At 68.8% G+C, this 21,674-nt stretch carries 19 protein-coding genes; 7 read left to right on the top strand and 12 right to left on the bottom strand.

Translation table 11 applies throughout. From position 1 onward, the window contains the following. Positions 1 to 152: 152 nt before the first annotated feature. Positions 153 to 722, top strand: a complete 570-nt coding sequence (locus ACN27F_RS22410) for a DUF4190 domain-containing protein (protein WP_421436511.1) — start codon at positions 153 to 155, stop codon at positions 720 to 722. 172 nt (positions 723 to 894) lie between these two features. On the opposite strand, the gene ACN27F_RS22405 is transcribed toward ACN27F_RS22410, so the two are convergent. Further along, positions 895 to 2,262: a DUF6350 family protein gene (locus tag ACN27F_RS22405; RefSeq protein WP_421436509.1), complete on the bottom strand. Its 1,368-nt coding sequence runs from the start codon at positions 2,260 to 2,262 to the stop codon at positions 895 to 897. A gap of 181 nt (positions 2,263 to 2,443) precedes the next feature. On the opposite strand from ACN27F_RS22405, the gene ACN27F_RS22400 reads away from it, so the two are divergent. Continuing rightward, positions 2,444 to 2,695, top strand: a complete 252-nt coding sequence (locus ACN27F_RS22400) for a hypothetical protein (RefSeq protein ID WP_421440398.1) — start codon at positions 2,444 to 2,446, stop codon at positions 2,693 to 2,695. 70 nt (positions 2,696 to 2,765) lie between these two features. Here ACN27F_RS22400 and sucD read toward each other — a convergent pair whose 3' ends face one another. The 3 genes from sucD to ACN27F_RS22385 all read right to left on the bottom strand — a co-directional run bounded on the left by sucD (position 2,766) and on the right by ACN27F_RS22385 (position 5,670). Further along, the gene (sucD, locus tag ACN27F_RS22395; RefSeq protein WP_421436507.1) at positions 2,766 to 3,653 is read right to left on the bottom strand and encodes a succinate--CoA ligase subunit alpha; all 888 of its coding nucleotides are present in this window, start codon (positions 3,651 to 3,653) and stop codon (positions 2,766 to 2,768) included. Positions 3,654 to 3,660: 7 nt separating this feature from the next. Next, positions 3,661 to 4,857: an ADP-forming succinate--CoA ligase subunit beta gene (sucC, locus tag ACN27F_RS22390; protein ID WP_421436504.1), complete on the bottom strand. Its 1,197-nt coding sequence runs from the start codon at positions 4,855 to 4,857 to the stop codon at positions 3,661 to 3,663. Between the two features lie 381 nt (positions 4,858 to 5,238). Further along, positions 5,239 to 5,670, bottom strand: coding sequence for a cobalamin B12-binding domain-containing protein (locus ACN27F_RS22385; protein ID WP_421436502.1), 432 nt, complete (start codon positions 5,668 to 5,670; stop codon positions 5,239 to 5,241). A gap of 391 nt (positions 5,671 to 6,061) precedes the next feature. Between ACN27F_RS22385 and ACN27F_RS22380 the strand changes: the two genes are divergently transcribed. Beyond that, the gene (locus ACN27F_RS22380) at positions 6,062 to 6,784 is read left to right on the top strand and encodes a M23 family metallopeptidase (RefSeq protein ID WP_421436500.1); all 723 of its coding nucleotides are present in this window, start codon (positions 6,062 to 6,064) and stop codon (positions 6,782 to 6,784) included. Between the two features lie 343 nt (positions 6,785 to 7,127). After that, positions 7,128 to 7,964, top strand: coding sequence for a M23 family metallopeptidase (locus tag ACN27F_RS22375; RefSeq protein WP_421440396.1), 837 nt, complete (start codon positions 7,128 to 7,130; stop codon positions 7,962 to 7,964). Positions 7,965 to 7,982: 18 nt separating this feature from the next. Here the strand turns inward: ACN27F_RS22375 and pcrA are convergent, their stop codons facing one another. After that, positions 7,983 to 10,457, bottom strand: a complete 2,475-nt coding sequence (gene pcrA / locus ACN27F_RS22370; RefSeq protein ID WP_421436498.1) for a DNA helicase PcrA — start codon at positions 10,455 to 10,457, stop codon at positions 7,983 to 7,985. Positions 10,458 to 10,749: 292 nt separating this feature from the next. Between pcrA and ACN27F_RS22365 the strand changes: the two genes are divergently transcribed. After that, positions 10,750 to 11,121, top strand: a complete 372-nt coding sequence (locus tag ACN27F_RS22365) for a chorismate mutase (protein WP_421436496.1) — start codon at positions 10,750 to 10,752, stop codon at positions 11,119 to 11,121. A gap of 106 nt (positions 11,122 to 11,227) precedes the next feature. Here the strand turns inward: ACN27F_RS22365 and ACN27F_RS22360 are convergent, their stop codons facing one another. The 7 genes from ACN27F_RS22360 to ACN27F_RS22330 all read right to left on the bottom strand — a co-directional run bounded on the left by ACN27F_RS22360 (position 11,228) and on the right by ACN27F_RS22330 (position 19,456). Further along, a complete protein-coding gene (locus tag ACN27F_RS22360) occupies positions 11,228 to 12,238 on the bottom strand; it encodes an ABC transporter ATP-binding protein (RefSeq protein WP_421436493.1) in 1,011 nt (336 codons plus the stop codon). Then, positions 12,231 to 13,271, bottom strand: a complete 1,041-nt coding sequence (locus ACN27F_RS22355; RefSeq protein WP_421436490.1) for an ABC transporter ATP-binding protein — start codon at positions 13,269 to 13,271, stop codon at positions 12,231 to 12,233. Before ACN27F_RS22355 ends, ACN27F_RS22360 begins: the two co-directional genes overlap by 8 nt. 9 nt (positions 13,272 to 13,280) lie before the next feature. Next, complete coding sequence (locus ACN27F_RS22350; protein ID WP_421436488.1) at positions 13,281 to 14,216, bottom strand: ABC transporter permease; 936 nt, start codon at positions 14,214 to 14,216, stop codon at positions 13,281 to 13,283. 71 nt (positions 14,217 to 14,287) lie between these two features. Beyond that, positions 14,288 to 15,298 carry an ABC transporter permease gene (locus tag ACN27F_RS22345; RefSeq protein WP_421436485.1) on the bottom strand — a complete coding sequence of 337 codons (1,011 nt, stop codon included), beginning with the start codon at positions 15,296 to 15,298 and terminating at the stop codon, positions 14,288 to 14,290. A 104-nt stretch (positions 15,299 to 15,402) separates the two neighbouring features. Beyond that, the gene (locus ACN27F_RS22340) at positions 15,403 to 17,004 is read right to left on the bottom strand and encodes a peptide ABC transporter substrate-binding protein (protein WP_421436483.1); all 1,602 of its coding nucleotides are present in this window, start codon (positions 17,002 to 17,004) and stop codon (positions 15,403 to 15,405) included. A 449-nt stretch (positions 17,005 to 17,453) separates the two neighbouring features. Next, positions 17,454 to 18,161 carry a LuxR C-terminal-related transcriptional regulator gene (locus ACN27F_RS22335; RefSeq protein ID WP_421436480.1) on the bottom strand — a complete coding sequence of 236 codons (708 nt, stop codon included), beginning with the start codon at positions 18,159 to 18,161 and terminating at the stop codon, positions 17,454 to 17,456. Between the two features lie 20 nt (positions 18,162 to 18,181). Next, positions 18,182 to 19,456: a PspC domain-containing protein gene (locus ACN27F_RS22330; protein ID WP_421440394.1), complete on the bottom strand. Its 1,275-nt coding sequence runs from the start codon at positions 19,454 to 19,456 to the stop codon at positions 18,182 to 18,184. Positions 19,457 to 19,652: 196 nt separating this feature from the next. Here ACN27F_RS22330 and ACN27F_RS22325 point away from each other — a divergent pair, with 196 nt between their 5' ends. Together ACN27F_RS22325 and ACN27F_RS22320 are read left to right on the top strand one after the other, a co-directional pair. After that, positions 19,653 to 21,311: a PspC domain-containing protein gene (locus ACN27F_RS22325; protein WP_421436478.1), complete on the top strand. Its 1,659-nt coding sequence runs from the start codon at positions 19,653 to 19,655 to the stop codon at positions 21,309 to 21,311. Further along, entirely contained in the window at positions 21,308 to 21,667 is a 360-nt protein-coding gene (locus ACN27F_RS22320) for a hypothetical protein (protein ID WP_421436476.1), read from the top strand. Before ACN27F_RS22325 ends, ACN27F_RS22320 begins: the two co-directional genes overlap by 4 nt. Positions 21,668 to 21,674: the final 7 nt, after the last annotated feature.

Genomic DNA, 21,674 nt, shown 5'->3' with positions numbered 1-21,674 from the left:
GGCGGCTGGCCGGCCGGTGCCGCCCGCCGACGTAGGATCGGTGTCGGTACGCCGGACGGCGGAATTTGCGCTGACCAGATACGCTGCCGGTCGCTCGGGCACACACTTCTCTCCGACCGGCCTGAGCGTCGTTCGTCGCGAAGGAGTCCCGAGTGCAGCCCGGCTACCCAGGCCAGGACCCATACGGCCAGCAACCTCAGCAGCCGCAGGATCCCACCTCATCGCCCTACTCCGACCCGTACGGCCAGCCCCCGCCACCACCTCCGCCGTACTCCCAGCCGGTCTCCGGTGAGCCGGCGTACGGCCAACCCTCGTCGGGGCAGCCGGCCTACGGCCAGCCGCCGGCGTACGGTCAGCAGCCACCCGGGCAGCCTTACTCCGACCCGTACGCCCAGCAGCCGGTCCCCGGACAGCCGTACCCCGCGCCGGGCTACGGCGTGCCGGGCCCGCAGAAGAACAACAACCTCGGCCTGATCGGGATGATCCTCGGCATCGTCTCGATCGTGCTGGGGGTGTGCTGCCCGTTGCTGGGCATCCCGGCCGGGATCGCCGGTGTGGTGCTCGGCTTCCTCGGTCGTAACAAGGCCGACCAGGGTCTGGCCGACAACCGGGGTCAGGCGATGGCCGGCCTGATCTGCGGTGCGGTCGGCATCGTGCTCGGCATCGCGAACTCGATTCTCGGGGTTCTGTTGGACTTCAACGGCACGTTCGGAAACTTCTGACGGCTCGCTACTGATTGGTCGTCGACTGCCGCTGGTGGACGCTCATCGAGGCGTCCGGGATCCTCCCGGGCGCCTGACGCGTTTTCGGACCCTGCCGGCGCGGGGACGCCGCGCGGACCTGCGGCCGGGCCGGTCAGGCGGGCCGGTCAGGCGGGCCGGTCAGGCGGGCCGGTCAGGCGGGCCGGTCAGGCGGCGCGGCGACCGCCCGGGCCGCAGCGGCCCCGACCGCCGTGCCGATGCTGGCCACCACGCACGCGGCCAGGGCCGTCTGCCAACTGGTAGGGCCGATCTCAGCCAGTCGACCGGCGCCGAGCGGGCCGCCGGAGGCAAGGGCGCCTACGCCGACGATCGCGCCGGCCACCGGGCCGCTCGCGGCAGCACAGACCAGCAGGCTCACCCAACCAGGCCGGCCCGTACCCGGGCTCACCCAACCAGGCCGGCCCGTACCCGGGCTCACCCAACCAGGCCGGCCCGCACCCGGGCGCCGGCCGCGTGGTGACCGCCCGGTGCCACCCGCCGGGTCGATGCCGGTCAGCCGACGTCGGGCCAGCACCCAGCCGGCCGTCATCGCCGCCAGCACCGGCAGCGCGAGCAGTGCGGCGCTGAGCCCACCGACCGGGCCGTTGGGCAGCCCGGCGAACAGCGGTACGGCCGGCAGGCTGCCCAGACTGACCTCGCTGGTCCGCACCGCCGTGCCGGTGCCGACGGCGAACCCCGGGCCGAGCAGGTAGGCCGCCGCCCAGACGGTGGCGTTCGGCGAGTACGCCAGGCTCAACACGGTGATTCCGGCCTGCCCGGCGACTCCGGCCCGGTAGGCGCCGATGGTGTCGGCTGCGTCACCACCGTTGATCGCCACGGACAGGCCGGCCGCGGCGGCACCAGCGGCGAACATCAGCAACGCCGCCACCAGCCCGGTCCGCAACGCCTGCCGGATCAGCGTGGGACACCGCCGCGCCGCGGCATGCAGCGCTCCGGTCGTCTGCCCGGCTCCGAGCAGCGCCGCCACGGCCCCGAACGCGGCCAGCCCGACGCCGGAGCGAACGGGGTCGATCGTGGCCGACGGAGAACTGGCAACCGTCGCGGCGGCGACACCGACGGCGCCGTACACCAGGCCGACCGCGATCGCGACAGCGCCAGCTCGAAGCGGCGAACGACTGCGGCGAGCGCCGATCGCCCGGGTCGTGTGGACACCGGCGCGGCAGATCCGCCAGGCGGCCAACACGCTGAGCAGCAACGGCGGCAGGCCGAGTGGTCCGGTCGGCGTGTCCAGCGGTACACCGTGCCCGAGCAGCCACGCGGCGAGACCGGCCTGGGCCGCACCGGTGATCGACGAGTCGCCCTCGGCGAGGCGGACCAGCCACATCACGACAGCGACCGGCAGGTACGACACAACCGCCGCCCACAGCGTCGTCACCGTGGCGGCCAGGGCGAGCGGCGGTCGGCCACGCCGGGGTGCGCCACTACGCTCGGGCCGGGTGGCACCGGACGGTGCGGTACGGCCCAGCGATCGCGGCGGCGGATCCGGGGGGTGGGCAGCCATCGTGATTACTCTGGCATGCCGACGCCGGCAACTGACGGCAATATCGTCGTGGCCTGGGTGGGCAATCGCGAGCAGGTTGCCCGGCAACCGCGGAACCAGCCGCCGAACCCGGAGAAAAGCCGTAACCTCGATGGCGACCGTGCCGTCTCCGGCGACGGTCGGCAATCCGATGGAGGTGCCTGTGACCGCACCGTATCCACCGCCTGCGGCCCCGGCCGGCAGCGACCGGAGCACCCTGTGGGGCGTGCTCGGGATCGTGGTCGGTCTGCTCTGCTGCGGCATTCTCGGCATCGTGTTCGGCGCGCTGTCGATCCGCGATGCCAACCGGTTCGGTAAATCCACAGTGCTAGGTTGGGTGGCGATCGTGTTGAGCGTTCTCAACATCATCGGCGGCGCCAGCCTGTGGTTCTCTGGCAACTATCCGCTGGGCTGACCCACGCCGACGCAACGGCGCGGGTGGCCGGCCGGCTGGTCCGGCCCGCCACCCGTGCGACGGAACCGGCTCAGCCGCCGGTGATGACGTGGCGCATCAGCCGGGCGGTCTCGCTCGGCGTACGGCCGACTTTGACCCCGGCCGCCTCCAGCGCGACCTTCTTCGCGTCCGCGGTGCCGGCGGAGCCGGAGATGATCGCCCCGGCGTGGCCCATGGTCTTGCCGGGTGGCGCGGTGAATCCGGCGATGTAGCCGACCACCGGCTTGGTGACGTTTGCCTTGATGAAGTCTGCCGCCCGTTCCTCGGCGTCACCGCCGATCTCGCCGATCATCACGATCGCGTCGGTCTGCGGGTCGTCCTGGAAGGCCGCGAGCGCGTCGATGTGGGTGGTGCCGATGACCGGGTCGCCACCGATACCGACGCAGGTGGAGAAGCCGATGTCACGCAGTTCGTACATCAGCTGATAGGTGAGCGTGCCGCTCTTGCTGACCAGGCCGACCCGGCCGGCCGGGGTGATGTCGGCCGGGATGATGCCCGCGTTGGAGGCACCGGGTGAGGCGATGCCGGGGCAGTTCGGGCCGATGATCCGGGTCTTGCCGCCCTTGGCCACGTCGTAGGCCCAGAACGCGGTCGAGTCGTGCACCGGGATGCCCTCGGTGATCACCACGGCCAGCGGGATCTCGGCGTCGATCGCCTCGATCACCGCGGCCTTGCAGAACGCCGGCGGAACGAAGATGACGGTGACGTCCGCTCCCGTCTCCTTCGTCGCCTCACCCACGCTGGCGAAGACCGGCAACCGGGTGTCGCCGAACTCCACCTGCTGACCGGCCTTGCGTGGGTTGACGCCACCGACGACGTGCGTGCCGGCGGCCAGCATCCGACGGGTGTGTTTCGAGCCCTCGGAACCGGTCATCCCCTGGACGATGACCTTGGAGTCCTTGGTCAGCCAGATCGCCATCGCTAGATCACTGTCCTTCCGGGCGGCCGGCCGCGGTCGCGGCGAGTTGCGCGGCCCGCTCGGCCGCTCCATCCATGGTGTCGACCCGCTCGACGAGCGAGTTGGCCGCCGCGTCGAGGATGGCCCGACCGGCCTCGGCGTTGTTGCCGTCGAGGCGTACCACGAGCGGCTTGGTCACCTGCTCGCCGCGCTCGGCGAGCAGGGACAGTGCCTGCACGATTCCGTTGGCGACCTCGTCGCAGGCGGTGATGCCGCCGAACACGTTGACGAAGACGGTCCGCACGTCCGGGTCGGAGAGCACGATCTCCAGCCCGTTGGCCATCACCGCGGCGCTGGCCCCGCCGCCGATGTCGAGGAAGTTCGCCGGCTTGACGCCACCGTGCGCCGCACCGGCGTACGCGACCACGTCGAGCGTGGACATGACCAACCCGGCGCCGTTGCCGATGATGCCGACCGAGCCGTCGAGCTTGACGTAGTTGAGGTCCTTGTCCTTGGCCCGCTGCTCCAGCGGGTCGACCGCGGACTGGTCGACCATCGTCTCGTGGTCCGGGTGCCGGAAGGCGGCGTTCTCGTCGAGAGTGACCTTGGCGTCCAGGCAGAGCACCCGGCCCTCGGTGGTCCGGGCGAGGGGGTTCACCTCGACCAGGGTGGCGTCCTCGGCGATGAACGCCTGCCAGAGGCGTACCGCGATGTCGGTGATCTGGTCGGCGAGCTCGGCCGGGAAGCCGGCCGCGGCGACGATCTCGCGGGCTTTCGCCTCGTCCACGCCGGTGTTGGCGTCGATGGCGATCTTCGCCACCCGCTCCGGCGCCTCGGCCGCGACCTGCTCGATGTCCATGCCGCCAGCCACGCTGGCAATGCAGAGGAAGGTGCGGTTGGCCCGGTCCAGCAGGTAGGACAGGTAGTACTCCTCGGTGATGTCGGCCGTGATGGTCAGCATCACCTTGTGGACGGTGTGACCCTTGATGTCCATGCCGAGGATGCCGGTGGCGTGGGCGGTCGCCTCGTCGGCCTCCTCGGCCAGCTTCACACCGCCCGCTTTACCTCGGCCACCAACTTTGACCTGGGCTTTGACCACGACACGGCCGCCGAGGCGCTCGGCGATCGCGCGGGCCTCTTCCGGGGTGGTGGCGACGCCGCCGGCGAGCACGGGCAACCCGTGTCGCTCGAACAGCTCGCGCCCCTGGTACTCGTACAGGTCCACGTTTGCGCGTCCCGTTCCGTCTCCGCGGCGCGCCGTCGCGCCGCCACCAGCGTGCAGATCAGATGGAATGCCGGTCACCACCGGTGACCGGCCATTGGCGCAGCCTAACCAGCCGGCCCGGCGATGCCAGCGGGCGGGCGGGCGGTGTGCGCAACCGCACACGTCGGCGTCGGGTCGTGTTCCGGGTCGTCGCCGTGCCTCGGCGACCGCCGTGGAAAAACTTCGCCGATGACGTAACCCCCGGTCAGAGGCGTCGTTGAGTCAGATGTCGGAACGCACGAAGCGGCTCCGGCGCAAGCGGCCGATGCCCTGTCGGTCGAGGGGTGGCGGCGGGGCATCGTGCATGGAGAGGCCGGACGTGTGAGGGGTGCGTCCGGCCTCTCACCCTTCGTTACTCAACGACATCTCCTCGTCGAGCCGGGTCGGCACGTTGCGCCGGACCCATTCGACGATCTCCGTCGTACTCGCGCCGGGAGTGAAGATCCGCGCGACTCCGAGTTCCCGTAGCGCCGCGATGTCCCCGTCAGGGATAATGCCGCCGCCGAACACCACGATGTCGGCGGCCTCGCGCTCGCGCAACAGGTCCAGTACCCGCCGGAACAGGGTCAGATGAGCTCCGGAAAGGACCGAGAGCCCGATCGCGTCCGCGTCCTCCTGGATGGCCGTCTCGACGATCTGTTCCGGTGTCTGGTGCAATCCGGTGTAGATCACCTCGATACCGGCGTCTCGTAGTGCCCTGGCCACCACCTTGACACCTCGGTCGTGACCGTCCAGCCCTGGTTTCGCCACCACCACTCGGATCCGGCTTTCCATCGCTGTGCCTCCCGCGCCGCCACCGTCATTTGCCCCGCCTGAACGAAGGTTAACCAACGTCGACGGACCCGTCGGTCGACCGGTCGACCCGACTCCGCCCGCGCACCCCGGCCACCCGCACTGAACGCACGATAAGTATCGCTGAATGTAACCGGGGGTTACCAACGAGTGGGTCGATAAAACGTTACGAAAGTGGGCAATACACAACGGACGATCGCAGATCGTCAACATAATTTCGCGAGTCGGGTTGTGGCGAGCCTAGGGGTTGGCTACCGTGTCCACGGTTGTCGTCTGACTCCGGCCAGATTCCGACCCGGCAGCGAGCGTCGATCCCCCTCGACCGACTGACGCTCGTGACGCCGCCCGAACTACCCGCCAACGGAGGGTGTGCGTGCGCCAGCGTTTGTCGTCAGAGCCCGATCGATATCGGGGTCGTCGCCGCGTACCCACTCCCCCGCGCAACCGCTACGCAGTCGTGATGACCACGGCGGTGGTTGGTGCCGGGGTGGTAGCACTTGGCGCCAGTGCCATGCCGGACGCAAAGACACTCAGTCCCTCGGCTCTCGCCGACCTGGAGAACACCGTCGCGCTGAGCGACCAAGCACTGGAGCGCGCCGAGGACGCCGAGCGTGCCTCCCGGGACACCGAGCGGGTGCCGGCCACGTCGATGACGCAGGCCGCTCCCGATGTCTGGATGCTGCCGCTGCACGGCTACACCTTCACCTCGCCGTACGGCATGCGGTGGGGCAAGCTGCACGCTGGCGTCGACCTCGCCGCCGCGGAGGGCACCCCGTTCCACTCGATCCACTCCGGCACGGTCACCCTTGCCGGTTGGAACGGCGGCTACGGCTACTGCGTCATCGTCAAGCACGACGACGGCACCGAGGCGGTCTACGGCCATGCCTCGCGGGTGCGGGTCGTCGCCGGGCAGCGGGTCGAGGCCGGCGATCTGCTCGGCGACGTCGGCAATACCGGCCACTCGTACGGCGCCCACCTGCACTTGGAAGTGCATGTCAACGGTGAGCCCAGGGACCCGATCCCGTGGCTGCGGGACAAGGGAGTGGACATCAAGCTACAAGTCGAGGCAATCTACGGTGGCGTAGTCGAATCCTGACTCATCGTCACAGGAGATTACCGCCCAGTTGCGTCAGGCTGGGCGGTTTTTGTTGCCCGACGTACGACGAATGTTATCCACGTCACACCATGATTTGTAACAAAAATCACATAGCATTTCGCTTCTAAAACTCCCAAAGCGGCACGAGGTGGAGCAGAAACTCACCACCTGTCTCGCTCTCAGTGACTGCTACCACCCTCCCTTATCCACCCTCCGTGGTTGGCACACCACCATTTCCGGGTCGTGCTCCCAACACCGGAGGTCATCCCCCGTGTCGCACACCGAGTCACCGGAGACACCCGCCCGGCATCGGGCCACCGCTCCGGCCCGGCACCGGGCCGCCATGCTCACCGACCGGCTCGCCACCCGCCTACCGGCTGAGCCGCTACGGCGGTTCGTGGCGCGCAGCCGCACCACAGCCCTGACCCTGCTCGCGATCGCCGCACTCGGAATCGGCGGAATCGCCACTGCCAGCAACTCCGCCCAGGCGCCTGGTCCGGCGGATCCCGGCTCCACAGCCGCGGATCGGGCCGCCACCGACCGGGCTGCCGCGGCGCAACGCGCCGACCGCGGTACTCGGACGCAATCAGCCGTACCAGGCACCGCCGCCAGTAGCGAGTCCGGCCTCGGCGCAGCCGGCAGCTCACCGGATGCGGGCACCACAGAGCCGGGCACCACAGAGCCGGGCACCGGGTCGGCGGCGCAGGCCGATACGGCGGCCACTTCGGCAGCCGAAACGGAGTCACCCAGCCCGGCCTCCAGCCCGACGCCCAGCCCGGCTCCGGACTGGGTGACTCCACTGCCGGGAGCACAGACCACCTCCTGCTACGGCCTGCGGTGGGGAGTGCTGCACGCCGGGATCGACCTGGCCATGCCGGCCGGCACCCCGGTGCTCGCCGCTGGCGCCGGAACCGTCCAGGTCGCCGGCTGGGCGTACACCGGGTACGGGATCTCGGTGGTGATCGACCACGGCAACGGTGTTCTCACCCACTACGCACACCTGTCCGCCACCGAGGTATCCGTCGGCGACCAGGTGAAACCGGGGCAGGCGATCGGCGCAGAGGGATCCACCGGCGACTCCACCGGCCCGCACCTGCACTTCGAGGTACACCTCGGGCTGTGGAACCAGATCGACCCGGCACCCTGGATGCGGGAACGCGGCGTGGACCTCGGCTGCTGAGAACCGCTGGCAGGACGGTCAGATCTTCTCGATCGGCGCGTGCCGCAGCACCAGCCACATGGTCTGGTCGCCGAAATCGATCTGGGCTCTGGTCCCCGGGCCGTGTCCCTCGACCGCCAGCACCCGGCCCAGGCCGTACCGCTGATGGTTGACCCGCTCCCCGACCGACACCTTCGGCCCGGTGGGCAACTCGCTGGCGGTGCTGAGTCGGCTGGCGTCCACGCCGAGCCGCTGCGCCAGGCGGGCGGCTTTCGGCGTACCGCCGGCGAAGCCACCACCGCGCGCGGTCGTCGACCGGTCCATGCCGCCGGACCGGCCACCGACCCCGCCGCCCGTGCCCGACCACGAGGTGTACGCCGCCTCGGTCCGCTCCCAGCGGACGAGTTCGGCCGGCAGCTCGGGCAGGAACCGCGACGGCGGATTGTACGCGGGCTGGCCCCACGCCGTGCGGGTCACCGAGCGGGACAGGAACAGTCGCTGGCGTGCCCGGGTGATCCCGACGTACGCCAACCGCCGTTCCTCCTCCAGCTCCCGGGTATCGCCGAGTGCCCGCAGATGCGGGAAGACACCGTCCTCCAGACCGGTCAGGAACACCGCCGGGAACTCCAGGCCCTTCGCGGTGTGCAGGGTCATCAGCGTCACCACACCCTGCTGCTCCGGATCATCGTCGGGCACCTGGTCCGCGTCCGCGACCAGCGCGACCTGCTCCAGGAATCCGGCGACCGTCGCGGCCTCGTCCTGCGCCTCGACCCGCTCGGTGTACTCCCGGGCGACGCTGACCAACTCCTGGAGGTTCTCCACCCGGCCGGCGTCCTGTGGGTCCAGGCTCTCCTCCAGCTCGGCCAGGTAGCCGGACCGCAACAGGAGCGCCTCCAGCGCCTCCTCCGGGGTGGCGGTGGCCGACTGTTCGCGTACGCCGTCGAGCAACGCCACGAACTCGGCGATCGCGTTGGCCGCCCGGGTGGAGATGCCCGGTGCCTCGGCGGCACGCCGCAGCGCCTCGCCGAACGAGATCCGCTCCCGGGCGGCGAGCGCCTCGACACATGCCTCGGCGCGTTCCCCGATGCCTCGACGTGGGGTGTTCAGGACCCGGCGGACGCTCACGGTGTCGTCCCCGTTGACGACCGCGCGCAGGTAGGCCAGCGCGTCCCGGACCTCCTTGCGCTCGTAGAAGCGCACTCCGCCGACCACCTTGTACGGCAGGCCGACCCGGATGAAGACCTCCTCGAAGACCCGCGACTGGGCGTTGGTCCGGTAGAAGACCGCCACCTCCCCGGGGCGGGCCTCGCCGTCGTCGCAGAGCCGGTCGATCTGCCGGGCGACCCAGTCCGCCTCGGCGTGCTCGGTGTCGGCCACGTACCCGACGATCGGCTCGCCGTCTCCCTGGTCGCTCCAGAGCCGCTTCGGCTTGCGCCCGGGATTGTTGGTGATGACCGTGTTGGCGGCGGTGAGGATGGTCTGGGTCGAACGGTAGTTCTGCTCCAGCAGGACCGTACGGGCCTGGGCGAAATCCCGCTCGAACTCGAGAATGTTGCGGATGGTGGCACCGCGGAAGGCATAGATCGACTGGTCGGCGTCCCCGACGACGCAGAGTTCCCCCGGCGGTACGTCGTCCGCGCCGTCCCCGATCAGTTCCTTGATCAACTGATACTGCGCGTGGTTGGTGTCCTGGTACTCGTCCACCAGCACGTGCCGGAACCGTCGACGGTACAGGCCGGCAACCTGCGGGTGTGCCTGGAGCAGGTGCACCGTGGTCATGATCAGATCGTCGAAGTCGAGGGCGTGTGCCTCTCGCAACCGGTTCTGGTACAGCGAATAGGCCTCGGCCAGCGCCCGCTCGTTCGGCCCGTTGGCCCGCCCGGCGAACTCGTCAGGGTCGATCAACTCGTTCTTGAGGTTCGACACCTGGGTGGCCAGCCCGCGGGCCGGATACCGCTTTGGATCGAGATCGAGTTCACGCGCGACCATCTGCATCAGCCGCCGCGAGTCGTCGGCGTCGTAGATGGAGAACGTCGACTTCAGACCGGCGTGCTCGTGCTCGGACCGCAGGATCCGTACGCATGCGGAGTGGAAGGTCGAAACCCACATCAGCCGAGCGCGTGACCCGACCAACCCACCGACCCGCTCCCTGAGCTCACCCGCCGCCTTGTTGGTGAAGGTGATGGCCAGGATCTGGCCGGGATGCACCTGCCGCGCGGCCAGCAGATAGGCGATCCGGTGGGTGAGCACCTTGGTCTTGCCCGAACCGGCACCAGCCACGATCAGCAGTGGGCCACCGGTATGCACGACCGCGTCCCGTTGTGGTCCGTTGAGACCGGTCAGCAACTGCCCGCCGATCGGGCCACCCGCCGGACCGGTCGGGTCGTCGGCCGGTCGGTCCGCCGTACCAAGCGTTTCGCCGGCTGTCCCGCCCAGCGACCCGCCGGCCGCGACGTCCTGCCGGTCGCCGGCCCGGGCGGGTGGGGCTGCTGAGGTTTCGAAAAGAGGATGCATCGCCCGCCGAGTCTATGCCGCCCGACCGACAGCTCTCGCTCGTGTCCGCGCGCCACGGAATCGTTGCCGACAGATTGCCGGGATGCTTGCGCCGACGCCACGTCGGTGGGCATACTCGGGCTGTGATCCACCCAGCGCGATTTTACTTTTCCTACGGTTCCGGGAGTCCGGCTGCCGCAGGTCGCGCCTGATCATCAGACCTACGAGAAGCCCCGGGCTCTGGCAGAGCCCGGGGCTTCTCGCGCTCCGGGTTCCGCCCGCACCGGGGGCCCGACAGTCCAGGAGGCAGGACATGGGGACCAACGCCGTCGCGAGCACCTCCGACGACACCACGGCGCCGGAAGCGGGCTCGGCTGGACCGGACAGCCCGGCCGAAGGGCCGTCTGGGGATCGCCAGCAGACCGGGACAGACGCGCCAGAAGCCGCAGATCGCATCTTGGCCATCCGGACCAGGATCAACGAGATCGACGATGCGCTCATCGCGCTGTGGCAGGAACGGGCCGAGCTGTCCAGACAGGTAGGCGCTGTACGTATCGCCTCTGGCGGCACCCGTCTGGTGCTGTCCCGGGAGCGGGAGATCGTCGATCGCTACCGGACCGCGCTGGGCGCCGACGGGACGCAGTTGGCCCTGCTGGTGCTACGCGCCGGCCGCGGCCCACTCTGACCCGACCGGCAGCCCTCGCCGATCAGCCTCCCGCCGATCTTGGACTCACCGCGAACTTTCGTCAGTATCGTCCAACGACAAGGCCAAGATCGGCGGGGGCAGCCGGTCACTCGGACGCGTGGACCACGTCCCGGATCTCAGCGAAGTGACAGGCGCTGGGGTGCGCCGAGGCACTCCGTGGCTCCAACGGCGGTTCCTCCCTCGCGCAGAGCTCCTGGGCCTTCCAGCACCGGGTCCGGAACCGGCAGCCCGACGGCGGGTCGGCCGGCGAGGGCACGTCACCTTCCAGGGTGATCTGGTCCCGCATCCCGCGCAGCGTCGGATCGGGCAGCGGCACCGCCGAAAGCAGTGCCTGGGTGTACGGATGGGTCGGCCGCTCGTAGATCTCGTCCTCGGTGCCGATCTCGACGACCTTGCCGAGGTACATCACCGCGACCCGGACGGCAATGTGCCGCACCACGGACAGGTCGTGCGCGATGAAGATGTACGACAGCCCGAGCTCGTTCTGCAGCTGTTCGAGCAGATTGATCACCTGGGCCTGGATCGACACGTCGAGCGCGGAGACCGGCTCGTCGCACAGAATGATCTCCGGACGCAACGCGAGCGCCCGGGCGATGCCGATCCGCTGCCGCTGCCCACCGGAGAACTGGTGCGGGTAGCGGTTGATGTGGTCCGGATTCAGGCCGACCAGGTCCAGCAGTTCCTGGACCCGGCGTCGACGGTCCCCCTTCGGGGCGACGTCGGGATGGATCTCGAACGGCTCACCGATCAGGTCGGCCACCGTCATCCGCGGGTTCAGCGAGGTGTACGGGTCCTGCATCACCAACTGGATGTTGCGCCGTGCCCGGTGCAGCTCGGTACCACTGGCCGCGCTGAGGTCCCGACCCTGCACCAGGATCGAGCCGGACGACGGCTTCTCCAGCCCGACCAGCAACTTGGCCAGCGTGGACTTGCCGCAACCGGACTCGCCGACGATGCCGAGGGTCTCGCCACGGTGCAGTTGGAGACTGATCCCGTCGACTGCCCGTACCGCACCGATCTGCCGCTTGAACAGGATGCCCTGGGTCAGTGGAAAGTGCTTGACCAGGTCCTTGGTTTCCAGGACAACGTCACTCATCGCCCTTGACCTCCTTCCAGTAGTGGCAGGCGGAGGTACGCACCGGCGTCACCTGGTAGCGCGGCGGCTCCGGGTCGACCCGGCAGGTGTCCTGGGTGTAGCGGCACCGCGGGTTGAACGAGCAGCCCGGTGGGATGCTCGTCAGCGCCGGCGGCAGCCCTTTGATGACGTTCAGCTCCTGGCCCTTGAGGTCGATCCGGGGGATCGACTCGAGCAGCGCCTTGGTGTACGGGTGGGCCGGCGTGGCGTAGATGTCCCGGACCGGCGCCTCCTCGACGACCCGGCCGGCGTACATCACCGAGATCCGATCGGCGACGTCGGCCACCACTCCCATGTCGTGGGTGATCAGCACCAGTCCCATGTTGCGTTCCCGCTGCAGTTCGGCGAGCAGCGACATGATCTGCGCCTGCACCGTGACGTCGAGCGCGGTCGTCGGCTCGTCGGCGATGAGGACCTCCGGGTCCAGCGCCAGCGCCATCGCGATCATCACCCGCTGGCGCATGCCGCCGGAGAACTGATGCGGGAAATCGCTGATCCGCTGCCGGGCCGCCGGAATCTTGACCAGGTCGAGCAGCTCGATGGCGCGGACCTTGCTGTCGGCCCGGGACATCCCACGGTGCTTGCGGAACAGTTCGGCCAGCTGGAAGCCGACCGTGAACACCGGGTTGAGCGCCGACAGCGCATCCTGGAAGATCATCGCGATCCGATTTGCCCGGATCTTCCGACGCTGCGACTCGGGTAGTTTGAGGAGATCGACGCCTCGGTAGCGGATTTCGCCGCCGGTGACGAACCCGGGTGGCGAGTCGATGATGCCCATGATCGCCTGCGCGGTTACGCTCTTGCCGCAGCCGGACTCGCCGAGGATGGCCAGCGTCTCGCCGGGTTGCAGTGAGAAGCTCACTCCGTTGACCGCCCGGGCGACTCCGTTGCGGGTACGGAACTCGACCTGCAGACCGTTGACCTCCAGCGGCGGCGCGCTGGAGTCGAGTCCGGGAAGTGCGTCGATGGTCGCGCTGATTTCTCTGTCAGTCATGGCCCCGCCTCACCGCAGCTTCGGGTCGAGGGCGTCACGCAGCGCGTCGCCGATGAGGATGAACGAAAGAACCGTGCCCACCAATAGTCCGCAGGGGAAGAGCAGCAACCACGGGTGGTCCAGGAAGTACACCTGGTGCTGCGAGATCATGATTCCCCAGGACTCCTCGGGTGGCTGCAGGCCGACCCCGAGGTAGGTCAGTGTCGCCTCGGCGGAGACGAAGGCGCCGAGGGTGATCGTCGCGTACACCACCATCGGAGCGACCGCGTTCGGCAGGATGTGCCGGAACATCGACCGGCCGTGTCCGGCCCCCATCGCCTTGGCCGCCTGCACGTAGTCGAGACCTTTGGAGGACAACACGCTGCCCCGCATGATCCGGGCGATGGTGGTCCAGCCGAGAACGACCAGGACGATGGCCAACGTCCAGACGTTCTGCTGCTTGATCACCGTCAGGAAGACGATCGCACCGAGCAGGAACGGCAGCGAGAAGAAGATGTCGGTGATCCGGGAGAGGATGGCATCGACCCAGCCACCGAAGTAGCCGGCGAACAGACCGGCGGCACCGCCGAGGATGATGATCCCCAGGGTGGCGAAGATCGCGATCTGCAGGGACGGCCGGGCACCGTGGATCGCGTGCGAGTAGTAGTCGCAGCCCAGGTTGTTGAAGCCGAACGGGTGCTCCCAGCTCGGCGGGATCCGGGTCCGTTGGACGTTGCAGTCGCGGGGGTCCTGCCGGGTCCACAGAGTGGGGACGACCGCCATCGACACCACCAGCAGCACGTAGATCGAGGCGACGATGAAGACAGGATCACGTAGCAACTGGCGCCGCGCGTCGGCCCAGAGACTGGCATTGCGTTCGGTCGAAGCCGGCGCCGGGGCCCTTTCCGGCGGCGGTGGCGCTACTTCCGTGCCGGCGGTCGCCGTGGGATTGGTCGAGTCACTCATGGTGGCACCTCGCTACGCTCGGTCCGCCGTGGATCGGCACGACGCCGGGCCGGATGATCGGTCCATTGCGCTCACTCATAACGGATCCTCGGGTCAAGCACCGCATAGAGCAGGTCCACCAACAGGTTCACCAGCAGGAAGACCATGACCAGCATGGTCACCACACCGATTGCCACCGGCGCCTCGCCCGAGGTAGCCGCCTGGGCGACCAACGACCCGATCCCCCGTACGTTGAAGATCCGCTCGGTGACGACGGCACCGCCCATCAGCGAACCGATGTCCACACCGAGGTACGTGATCACCGGGATCAGCGAGTTCCGCAGCGTGTGCACCCCGATGACCCGCTTGTTCGCCAGGCCCTTCGCCTTGGCGGTACGTACGTAGTCGGCCCGGATGTTCTCCATGATGCTGGTCCGGGTCAGCCGGGCGGTGGTGGCCAGCGAGACGGCACCGAGCACCATACCCGGGATGATCAGGCTGGCGAACGGGTAGTCGGCGATGAATCCGGCCCCGAACACGCCACGGGAGATCACCTCCGGCATCCAGTCGTAGCCCCGCAATCGGTTGCCGAACTCGACACCGACGTACTGACGGACCACGACGCCGAGGACGAAGATCGGCACGGAGATGATGAACACCGTGGAGATCTTGATCAGGTAGTCCCAGAAGCTGCCACTGCGCAGGCCGGCCAGCACGCCGGCGATGATGCCGACGACCGCCTCGAAGACGATGGCGATCAGCACCAACTTGAGGGTGTGCGGCAGTGCACGCGAGACGAGCTCGGTGACCGGCTCCTGCTGCAGGTTGATGCCGAAGTCGAAGTGCAGGAAGACATCCTGCAAGCGATTGAAGAACAGGCCGAAGCACGGGTTGCCCGGCTGGCTCAGACAGGGGTCGCCGAAGCCGAGCTTCTCGGTCATGGCGGCGAGCTGCGCCTCAGAGGGGCGACGGTCGCCGAAGATCGCCCGGACCGGGTTGCCACTGAACTGAATGCCCAGCGATGTCACGTAGTGCAGGAGGAACATGGTGCCCAGAACAGTGGGAATGAACTGGAGCAACCGTCGAATGACGTAGCGCCCCATGACGGGGGGTCTCCTCTCGGCGCTAAACGTGGCGGCAACAGGCCCCTCGTGGGGATCCCGCTGCCGCCACGTCGCGTTACGACTTGATCAGTCAGACTCGCAGGTCAGGAGTTCTTCAGAGTGATCTTGCCGTACTCAGCGTCCGAGATCTTGTTCCAGACGAACTCATCGACGTTCTCGCCGTACAGCGCGGCGACCTTGCTGAACCACATCGGGATGACCGGCAGGTCCTCGACGATGATGTCCTCAGCCTGGTTGTAGAACGGGATGGCCGCCTCCAGGTCCTCAGCGGCGTCGCCCTGGGCGACCAGCTCGTCGAACTCCGGGTTGGAGTAGCCGGAGCTGTTGCTGTCCGAGCCGCTGCCGTAGAGCGGGTAGAGGTAGGTCTCGATCACCGGGTAGTCCGGGCCCCAGCCGAGGCGGAACGGCCCGGTGAACTTCTTGTCGTCCGCGGTTGCGAGGTACTCCGGGAACTGCAGGTTGACCCGCAGCTCGTAGTCGATGCCCAGCGCGGCCTTCAGCTGGTCGCCGACCGCCTGCAGCCACTGCTCGTGGCCGGCACCGGCGTTGGCCCACAGCGTCAGCGGCTCGCCGTCCCAGCCGCCGGCCTCTTCGAGCAGTTCCTTGGCACGGTCGATGTCCTGCACGCAGTACTCACAGACACCTGGACGGTAGCCGTCGAAGGTCGGCGCCACGACGCCCTCAGCGGGGGTGAACCGGCCGTCGAAGACGGCGTCGATGATGCCCTGCCGGTCGAGCGCGAGGGAGAAGGCCTGGCGGATCCGCTTGTCGGCGAAGCGCTCGTCGTAGGTCGGGAAGCCGACGTAGGTGAAGCTGTCGCCGGGAGCCTCGTACATCTGGTCGCCGTACTGCGACTTGGCTTCCTGGTAGCGCGCCGGCGGGATGGTGTACATCACGTCCAGTTCGCCGGACTGGAAGGCTGCGTAACCCGCGTCCACATCGGCGTAGATCTTGTACTCGAGGATGTCGGCCTTGCCCTGCTCCTCGCCGGCCCACGTCTCGCTACGCGCCAGCTGGATCCGCTGGTCGTGCTCCCAGCTGCCCTCGATCTTGTACGGGCCGTTGCCGATCGGCGTCTCGTTGCAGGCGTCGGTGTCGGCGGCGCAGGCCTCGGCCATCGGAAAGAAGCCGGAGTAGCCGACGATCGCCGGGAAGCCGGCGAACGGCTCCTTCAGCTCGACGGTGAAGGTCAGGTCGTCGACCTTGGCCAGGCCGCTGAGCTCCTCCGCGGCCGGCTCCTCGCCGCTGACCTCGTCGATGCCGACGATGCGCTTCATGAAGTACGCGTTGTTCTGCGCGTTCGGCCCGTACGCCGTGTAGTTCCACGCCCGGATGAAGGCGTCGGAGTTGACCGCCTCGCCGTTGTCGAAGGTGTAGCCGTCCTTGAGCTTGACGGTCCAGGTCTTGTTGTCCTCGGACTCCATCGACTCGGCGAGATCCAACTCCGGCTCGCCGGTCTCGGCGTTGTACTTGACCAGACCACGGTAGAGCTGGCGGATCACCAGGATGGACGGCTCGTCGTCACCAGCGGACGGCATCAGGAACGCCGGCTCCGATGCATAGATGCGAAGCGTGCCGCCGGAGTCGTTGTTCTCCGTGGTCTCTTCGCTGTCGCTACTGCAAGCGGTGGCGAACAGAGCGATGGCGGTCGCTGCGACCGCCACCTTTAGGGATTTCCCACGCATGGGAGAGCCTCCTCAGGGCGCTCACGGGGGGGTTGTGAGGTGACTGACACTGTGACACCAGGTAGCCCATTGCGTGAAGGTGCCGTTATCAAGCCGATACGCGTCCGGGACGGCCTCGATACGCCGATCGAGATCGTTCGACCTCGCGTCGCAACCGTCCTGACCTGGGCATCGGACCACTGTACAACCCCGGTTACCGCAGAGTAGGAGTGCCCTTGTGTGACCTTCCCCGCGAACCCTCCACCACGATCGGATGTCAAGCTAATACGAAGAGTCACCACATGTCCGAGGTGACCGAATGCCTGATTCACAACAATTGCCGGATCGTAACTCGCCGGTTAACCGTGATTTCGACCACATCAGCAACATCGCGGATGATCAGGATCACCACCGAGCACGCCGCGACTAGGTTCCCATCATCCGGGAGATAGAGCAAGTCCGCTGGTCACTCAGATCAGCCGGCGATCTGCCGCCCATCTGGATAGTTCGTACCGGTTTGACATCTGTAGCTTCCGCAGCACGTTGGACACGTGGGTCTCCACCGTCTTGATCGAGATGAACAGCTCCCGGGCGATCTCCTTGTACGCGTAGCCACGGGCCAACAGCCGCAGTACCTCGCGTTCCCGGTTGGTCAGCAGATCCAACTCCGGGTCCACCACCGGCGCGTCGGGTCGGGCCGCGAACGCGTCCAGCACGAAGCCAGCCAGCCGAGGGCTGAACACCGCGTCGCCGTCGGCCACCCGGTGGATCGCAGCCGCAAGATCCTCCGGAGAGATCGTCTTGGTCACGTAGCCACGGGCACCCGCCCGGATCAGTCCGATCACGTCCTCGGCGGCGTCGGAGACGCTCAGCGCCAGGAACCGCACCGACGGCCGGTCGTGCCCGGCGCCCGGCCCACGCAGCACCGCGTCCAGCACGGCCCGGCCGCCGCCGTCGGGCATGTGTACGTCGAGTAGGACCACGTCCGGGGCGGTGGCGGCGATCCGGCTGACCGCCTCCGCGACCGTGCTCGCCTCCCCGATCACATCCACGTGCGAGCCAAGCTCCGCACGCACCCCGGCCCGGAACATCGCATGGTCGTCGACGAGAAAGACCCGCAGGCGGCGCCCGTCCGCAGCCGACTCGCCGCCGGTTCCGGTCATCGTCGGCTCATTCATGGCTCGTCCTCCCGATCCTGTCACGCATGGCGTCCGGCCTCTCGATCCTCGCTCACCGGATGCTGGTTCTCCCGGTGCTCCGGGCTGATCGGCAGGATCAGACGTACCTCGGTGCCGTCACCCGGCCTACTGATGATCTCCGCCCGCCCGCCGTGCCGGCGCATCCGGCCGATGATCGAACCGCGTACCCCGTGCCGGTGGTCCTCCACCCGATCCGGATCGAAACCTGTCCCACGGTCCCGGACGAAGACGCTGAGCTGCTCCGGTTCCACCTCGGCGTACAGCGAAACGGTTTGCACCCCGGCATGCCGGGCCGTGTTGACCAGCGCCTCACGGGTCGCGGCGACCAGTGCGCCGACCCGCTCGTCGGTGGCCCGGTCGCCGACCACCACGGCCTCGACGGTCAGCCCAAAAGTGTCCTCCACCTCGGCCGCGACCTGTTCCAGGGCCGCCGCGAACCGTTCGGTCGGGGACGAGGCAGGCTTGTAGAGCCAGTTGCGCAGGCCACGTTCCTGGCCACGGGCAAGCCGCTGGACGGCCTTCGGATCCGAGGCGTTGCGCTGGATCAGGGCCAGGGTGTGCAGCACCTGGTCGTGGATCATCGCGGCCAGCTCGGCGCGTTCCTGCTCCCGGACCCGGCCTTCGCGTTCGGCCCGCAACTGGTTGAAGGTCCGCCACAGCACGGGCGCGGTGACCACCCCGACACCAGCCAGCCCGACCAGGGCGAAGATGACCCCGTTGATCACGGCGGCGGCGTTGCCCCGGGGCGAGTAGACCGCCACCACACCGATGACCCCCACCGCGACCAGCAGGCCGCCACCGATGAAGCGGAGCAGGAAGGCCCGCCGATCGCTCTCGTCGACCACCGCACCGAGCCACGGCACCTGCGGTAGCGCCTCGCTCCACAACCGACGCCGTTCGGGCGCCGACTGGTGCCAGATGATGCCGGCACCGACGCCGATGATGGCCACCAGCCAGCCGGCGGTGGCGCTCACCCCGGTCGACCCGAAGACCAGCACCTGGATCAGCATCACGCCTAGGCCGATCGCGACGAACGGCAGCAGTTCAGTCAGGTCACGACGTTTCGGCGGGCCGGCGGTGGCGGGTGGCACCACCGCCCAGAAGGCCGCGTAGAGCAGCACGCCGAGCCCGCTGAAGCCGAGCAGCACGACGAAGGCGACCCGCACGCCGACCACCGGCAGCCGCAGGTGGTGGGCGATCCCGGCAGCCACCCCCGCCACCACCCGCTGTTCGCGGCTGCGGTAGAGGCGTGGGGGCTCGGTCGCGGTAGTGATCGTTACCTCCTGATTCAGGGCTTGCTGCTGGTACGAAGCTTGCTGATACGGCGCCCGCCGGCATTTCCGATCGTCACACGAGGTGCGGGCGTCCGGCCACGGGGACCACCCGGACTGTTCGTCGGCGCGGATCTCAGGGTGGCTTCAGGGTCGATTCCCGAGGCAGACCGGGCAGTTGTGGCCGCAGGATCGGATTATGACCGACGACGCTGACCAGCCACGCAATCCGGCACCCACGCCGCCAGCGGCCGGTGGCGGAGCAGACCACCAGGAATCCGGCACCGATCCGGGGCTCGCCCCGGACCCAGGAACCGCCGCAGGGCAGGGCGCGACAGCTGGTCCTGGTCCCGGAGCCGGACCCGGTCCAGGTCCCGGGCCGGGCTGGGGCTTTCCGCCACCTGGCGCCTTCACCCGACACGGCCTGATCCGACCACGACAGGGCCGGTACGTGGCCGGGGTATGCGGTGCGATCGGGCAGGCGACGAACACCGATCCCATTCTGTGGCGGGTACTGCTGGCCGTGCTCGGCTTTTTCGGAGGCATCGGCGTGCTGGTGTACCTGGCGGTATGGCTGGCCACGCCGAGTGAGGGAGACAGCGCGTCGCCGGTCGAGGGCCTACTCGGACGTGGTACGTCGAGCATGTCGCCCCTCACGGTGCTGCTGCTCTGTGTGCTGGCGACGATCATGCTGGCGTTCATCGTCACCGACGGATTCCGGGCGGTCCTGCTCGGCTCGGCGGTGCTCGTCGGCGGGATGCTGCTGTTGAACCGCAGTACGAAGGAGGGCGGTTCCGCACCGCCCGGCGTCGGCCCGGGTGGCGCGCGGGCCGCCGGGGCGTGGACGCCGCCGTCGGCACCGGCGGGGCATCCACCGGCAGGACCGGCACCCTGGCCAGCGGGGCAGCCGGCGTACCCCGCCACCGCCGCACCCGGGCCCGCCGCCGGACACCCGTTGTCGGGTACGCCACCGTCGGTCCCGGGGCCGCCGATGGCAGGTGTCCCGGGTGGAACTCCCGCGGCGACGAGCGTCTACCCGGGAACTGGTGGCCAGTTCGCCGGGCGGTATCCGCCGACGCGTCCGGATCCGGGTGTCGGCTATCCACCCCCGCCACCCAGCGGCTCCAGCTACCGTACGCCTTTTGCGCCTTATGGCCCATATGCCCAGCGCGGCCCGTACCCGCCGGGCTTGCCGCCGATACCGCCGGCCGTGACCCCACCGCCGGCCCCACCACCACGGCCACCAGTGCCGAAGGAACGGTCCCGACTGGGCATCGTGACCTTCTGGATGATCTTCATCGTGCTCGGTCTGGTCGCCGCACTCGACCTGACCGATCTGGCCCCCACTCCTCCGTCGGCCTACTTCGTCGCCGTGCTGGCGACCATCGCGACCGGCCTGCTGGTCGGTGCCTGGTTCGGCCGGGCCCGGTGGCTGATCGCGCTCGGCTTGGTGGCCGCCGCAGCGGTCGGCATCTCCAGCATCGCCGAGTCAGTCGACGGGGGTGACCAGCGAGAGGTGGTCTGGCGGCCGACGAGCTACGCGGCCCTGGCCGACCGATACGAGACCACGTTCGGCGACGCCGTGCTCGACCTGCGCGGAGTGGACTTCGCCGAACAGCAGGCCGATCTCGACGTACGGATGTCCTTCGGGACGCTGCGCGTCTACCTTCCACCGGAGGTGGATGTCCGTTCCGAGGTCGTGGTGAAAGCCGGTGACGCCGTGGTGCTGGGTGAGCGCTGGAGCGGCTTCGAGGAGGTTCCCCGGGTCACGTCGGACCTCGGTGCGGATGGCACCGGCGGGGGCGACCTGACACTGCGGATCACGGTCCAAGCGGGCGAAGTGGAGGTGACCCGATGAAACGGCACCACACCGATGGCGTTTCTCTCGCGTTCGCGCTGGTCTTCCTGGCCATCGTGGGTTGGTGGATCACTGCCCGGTACGTCCATCTGGCACTGCCCGAGATCGGCTGGATCGTTGCCGCCGGGCTGATCCTGCTCGGCGTGGCCGGACTGATCGGCGCGCTGCGATCCGGTCGGTCGGCCGGCCGGGAGAACATGACGGATCCGACCGACACCGAGCCGGGCGACACGGCACCGGGCGACACCGGACTGGTCGGCGCGACGGAAACCGAGCTGCCGGAAACCGATCTGACGACGGAATCGCCGGCCGATCCGACCTGGCCGTCGGCGACGTCGGAGAAGCGCCCCGGCTGACCGTCCG

Source organism: Solwaraspora sp. WMMB335, from assembly GCF_049179075.1.
Lineage (GTDB): Bacteria > Actinomycetota > Actinomycetes > Mycobacteriales > Micromonosporaceae > Micromonospora_E.
This window is presented reverse-complemented; position numbering and strand designations above follow the sequence as displayed.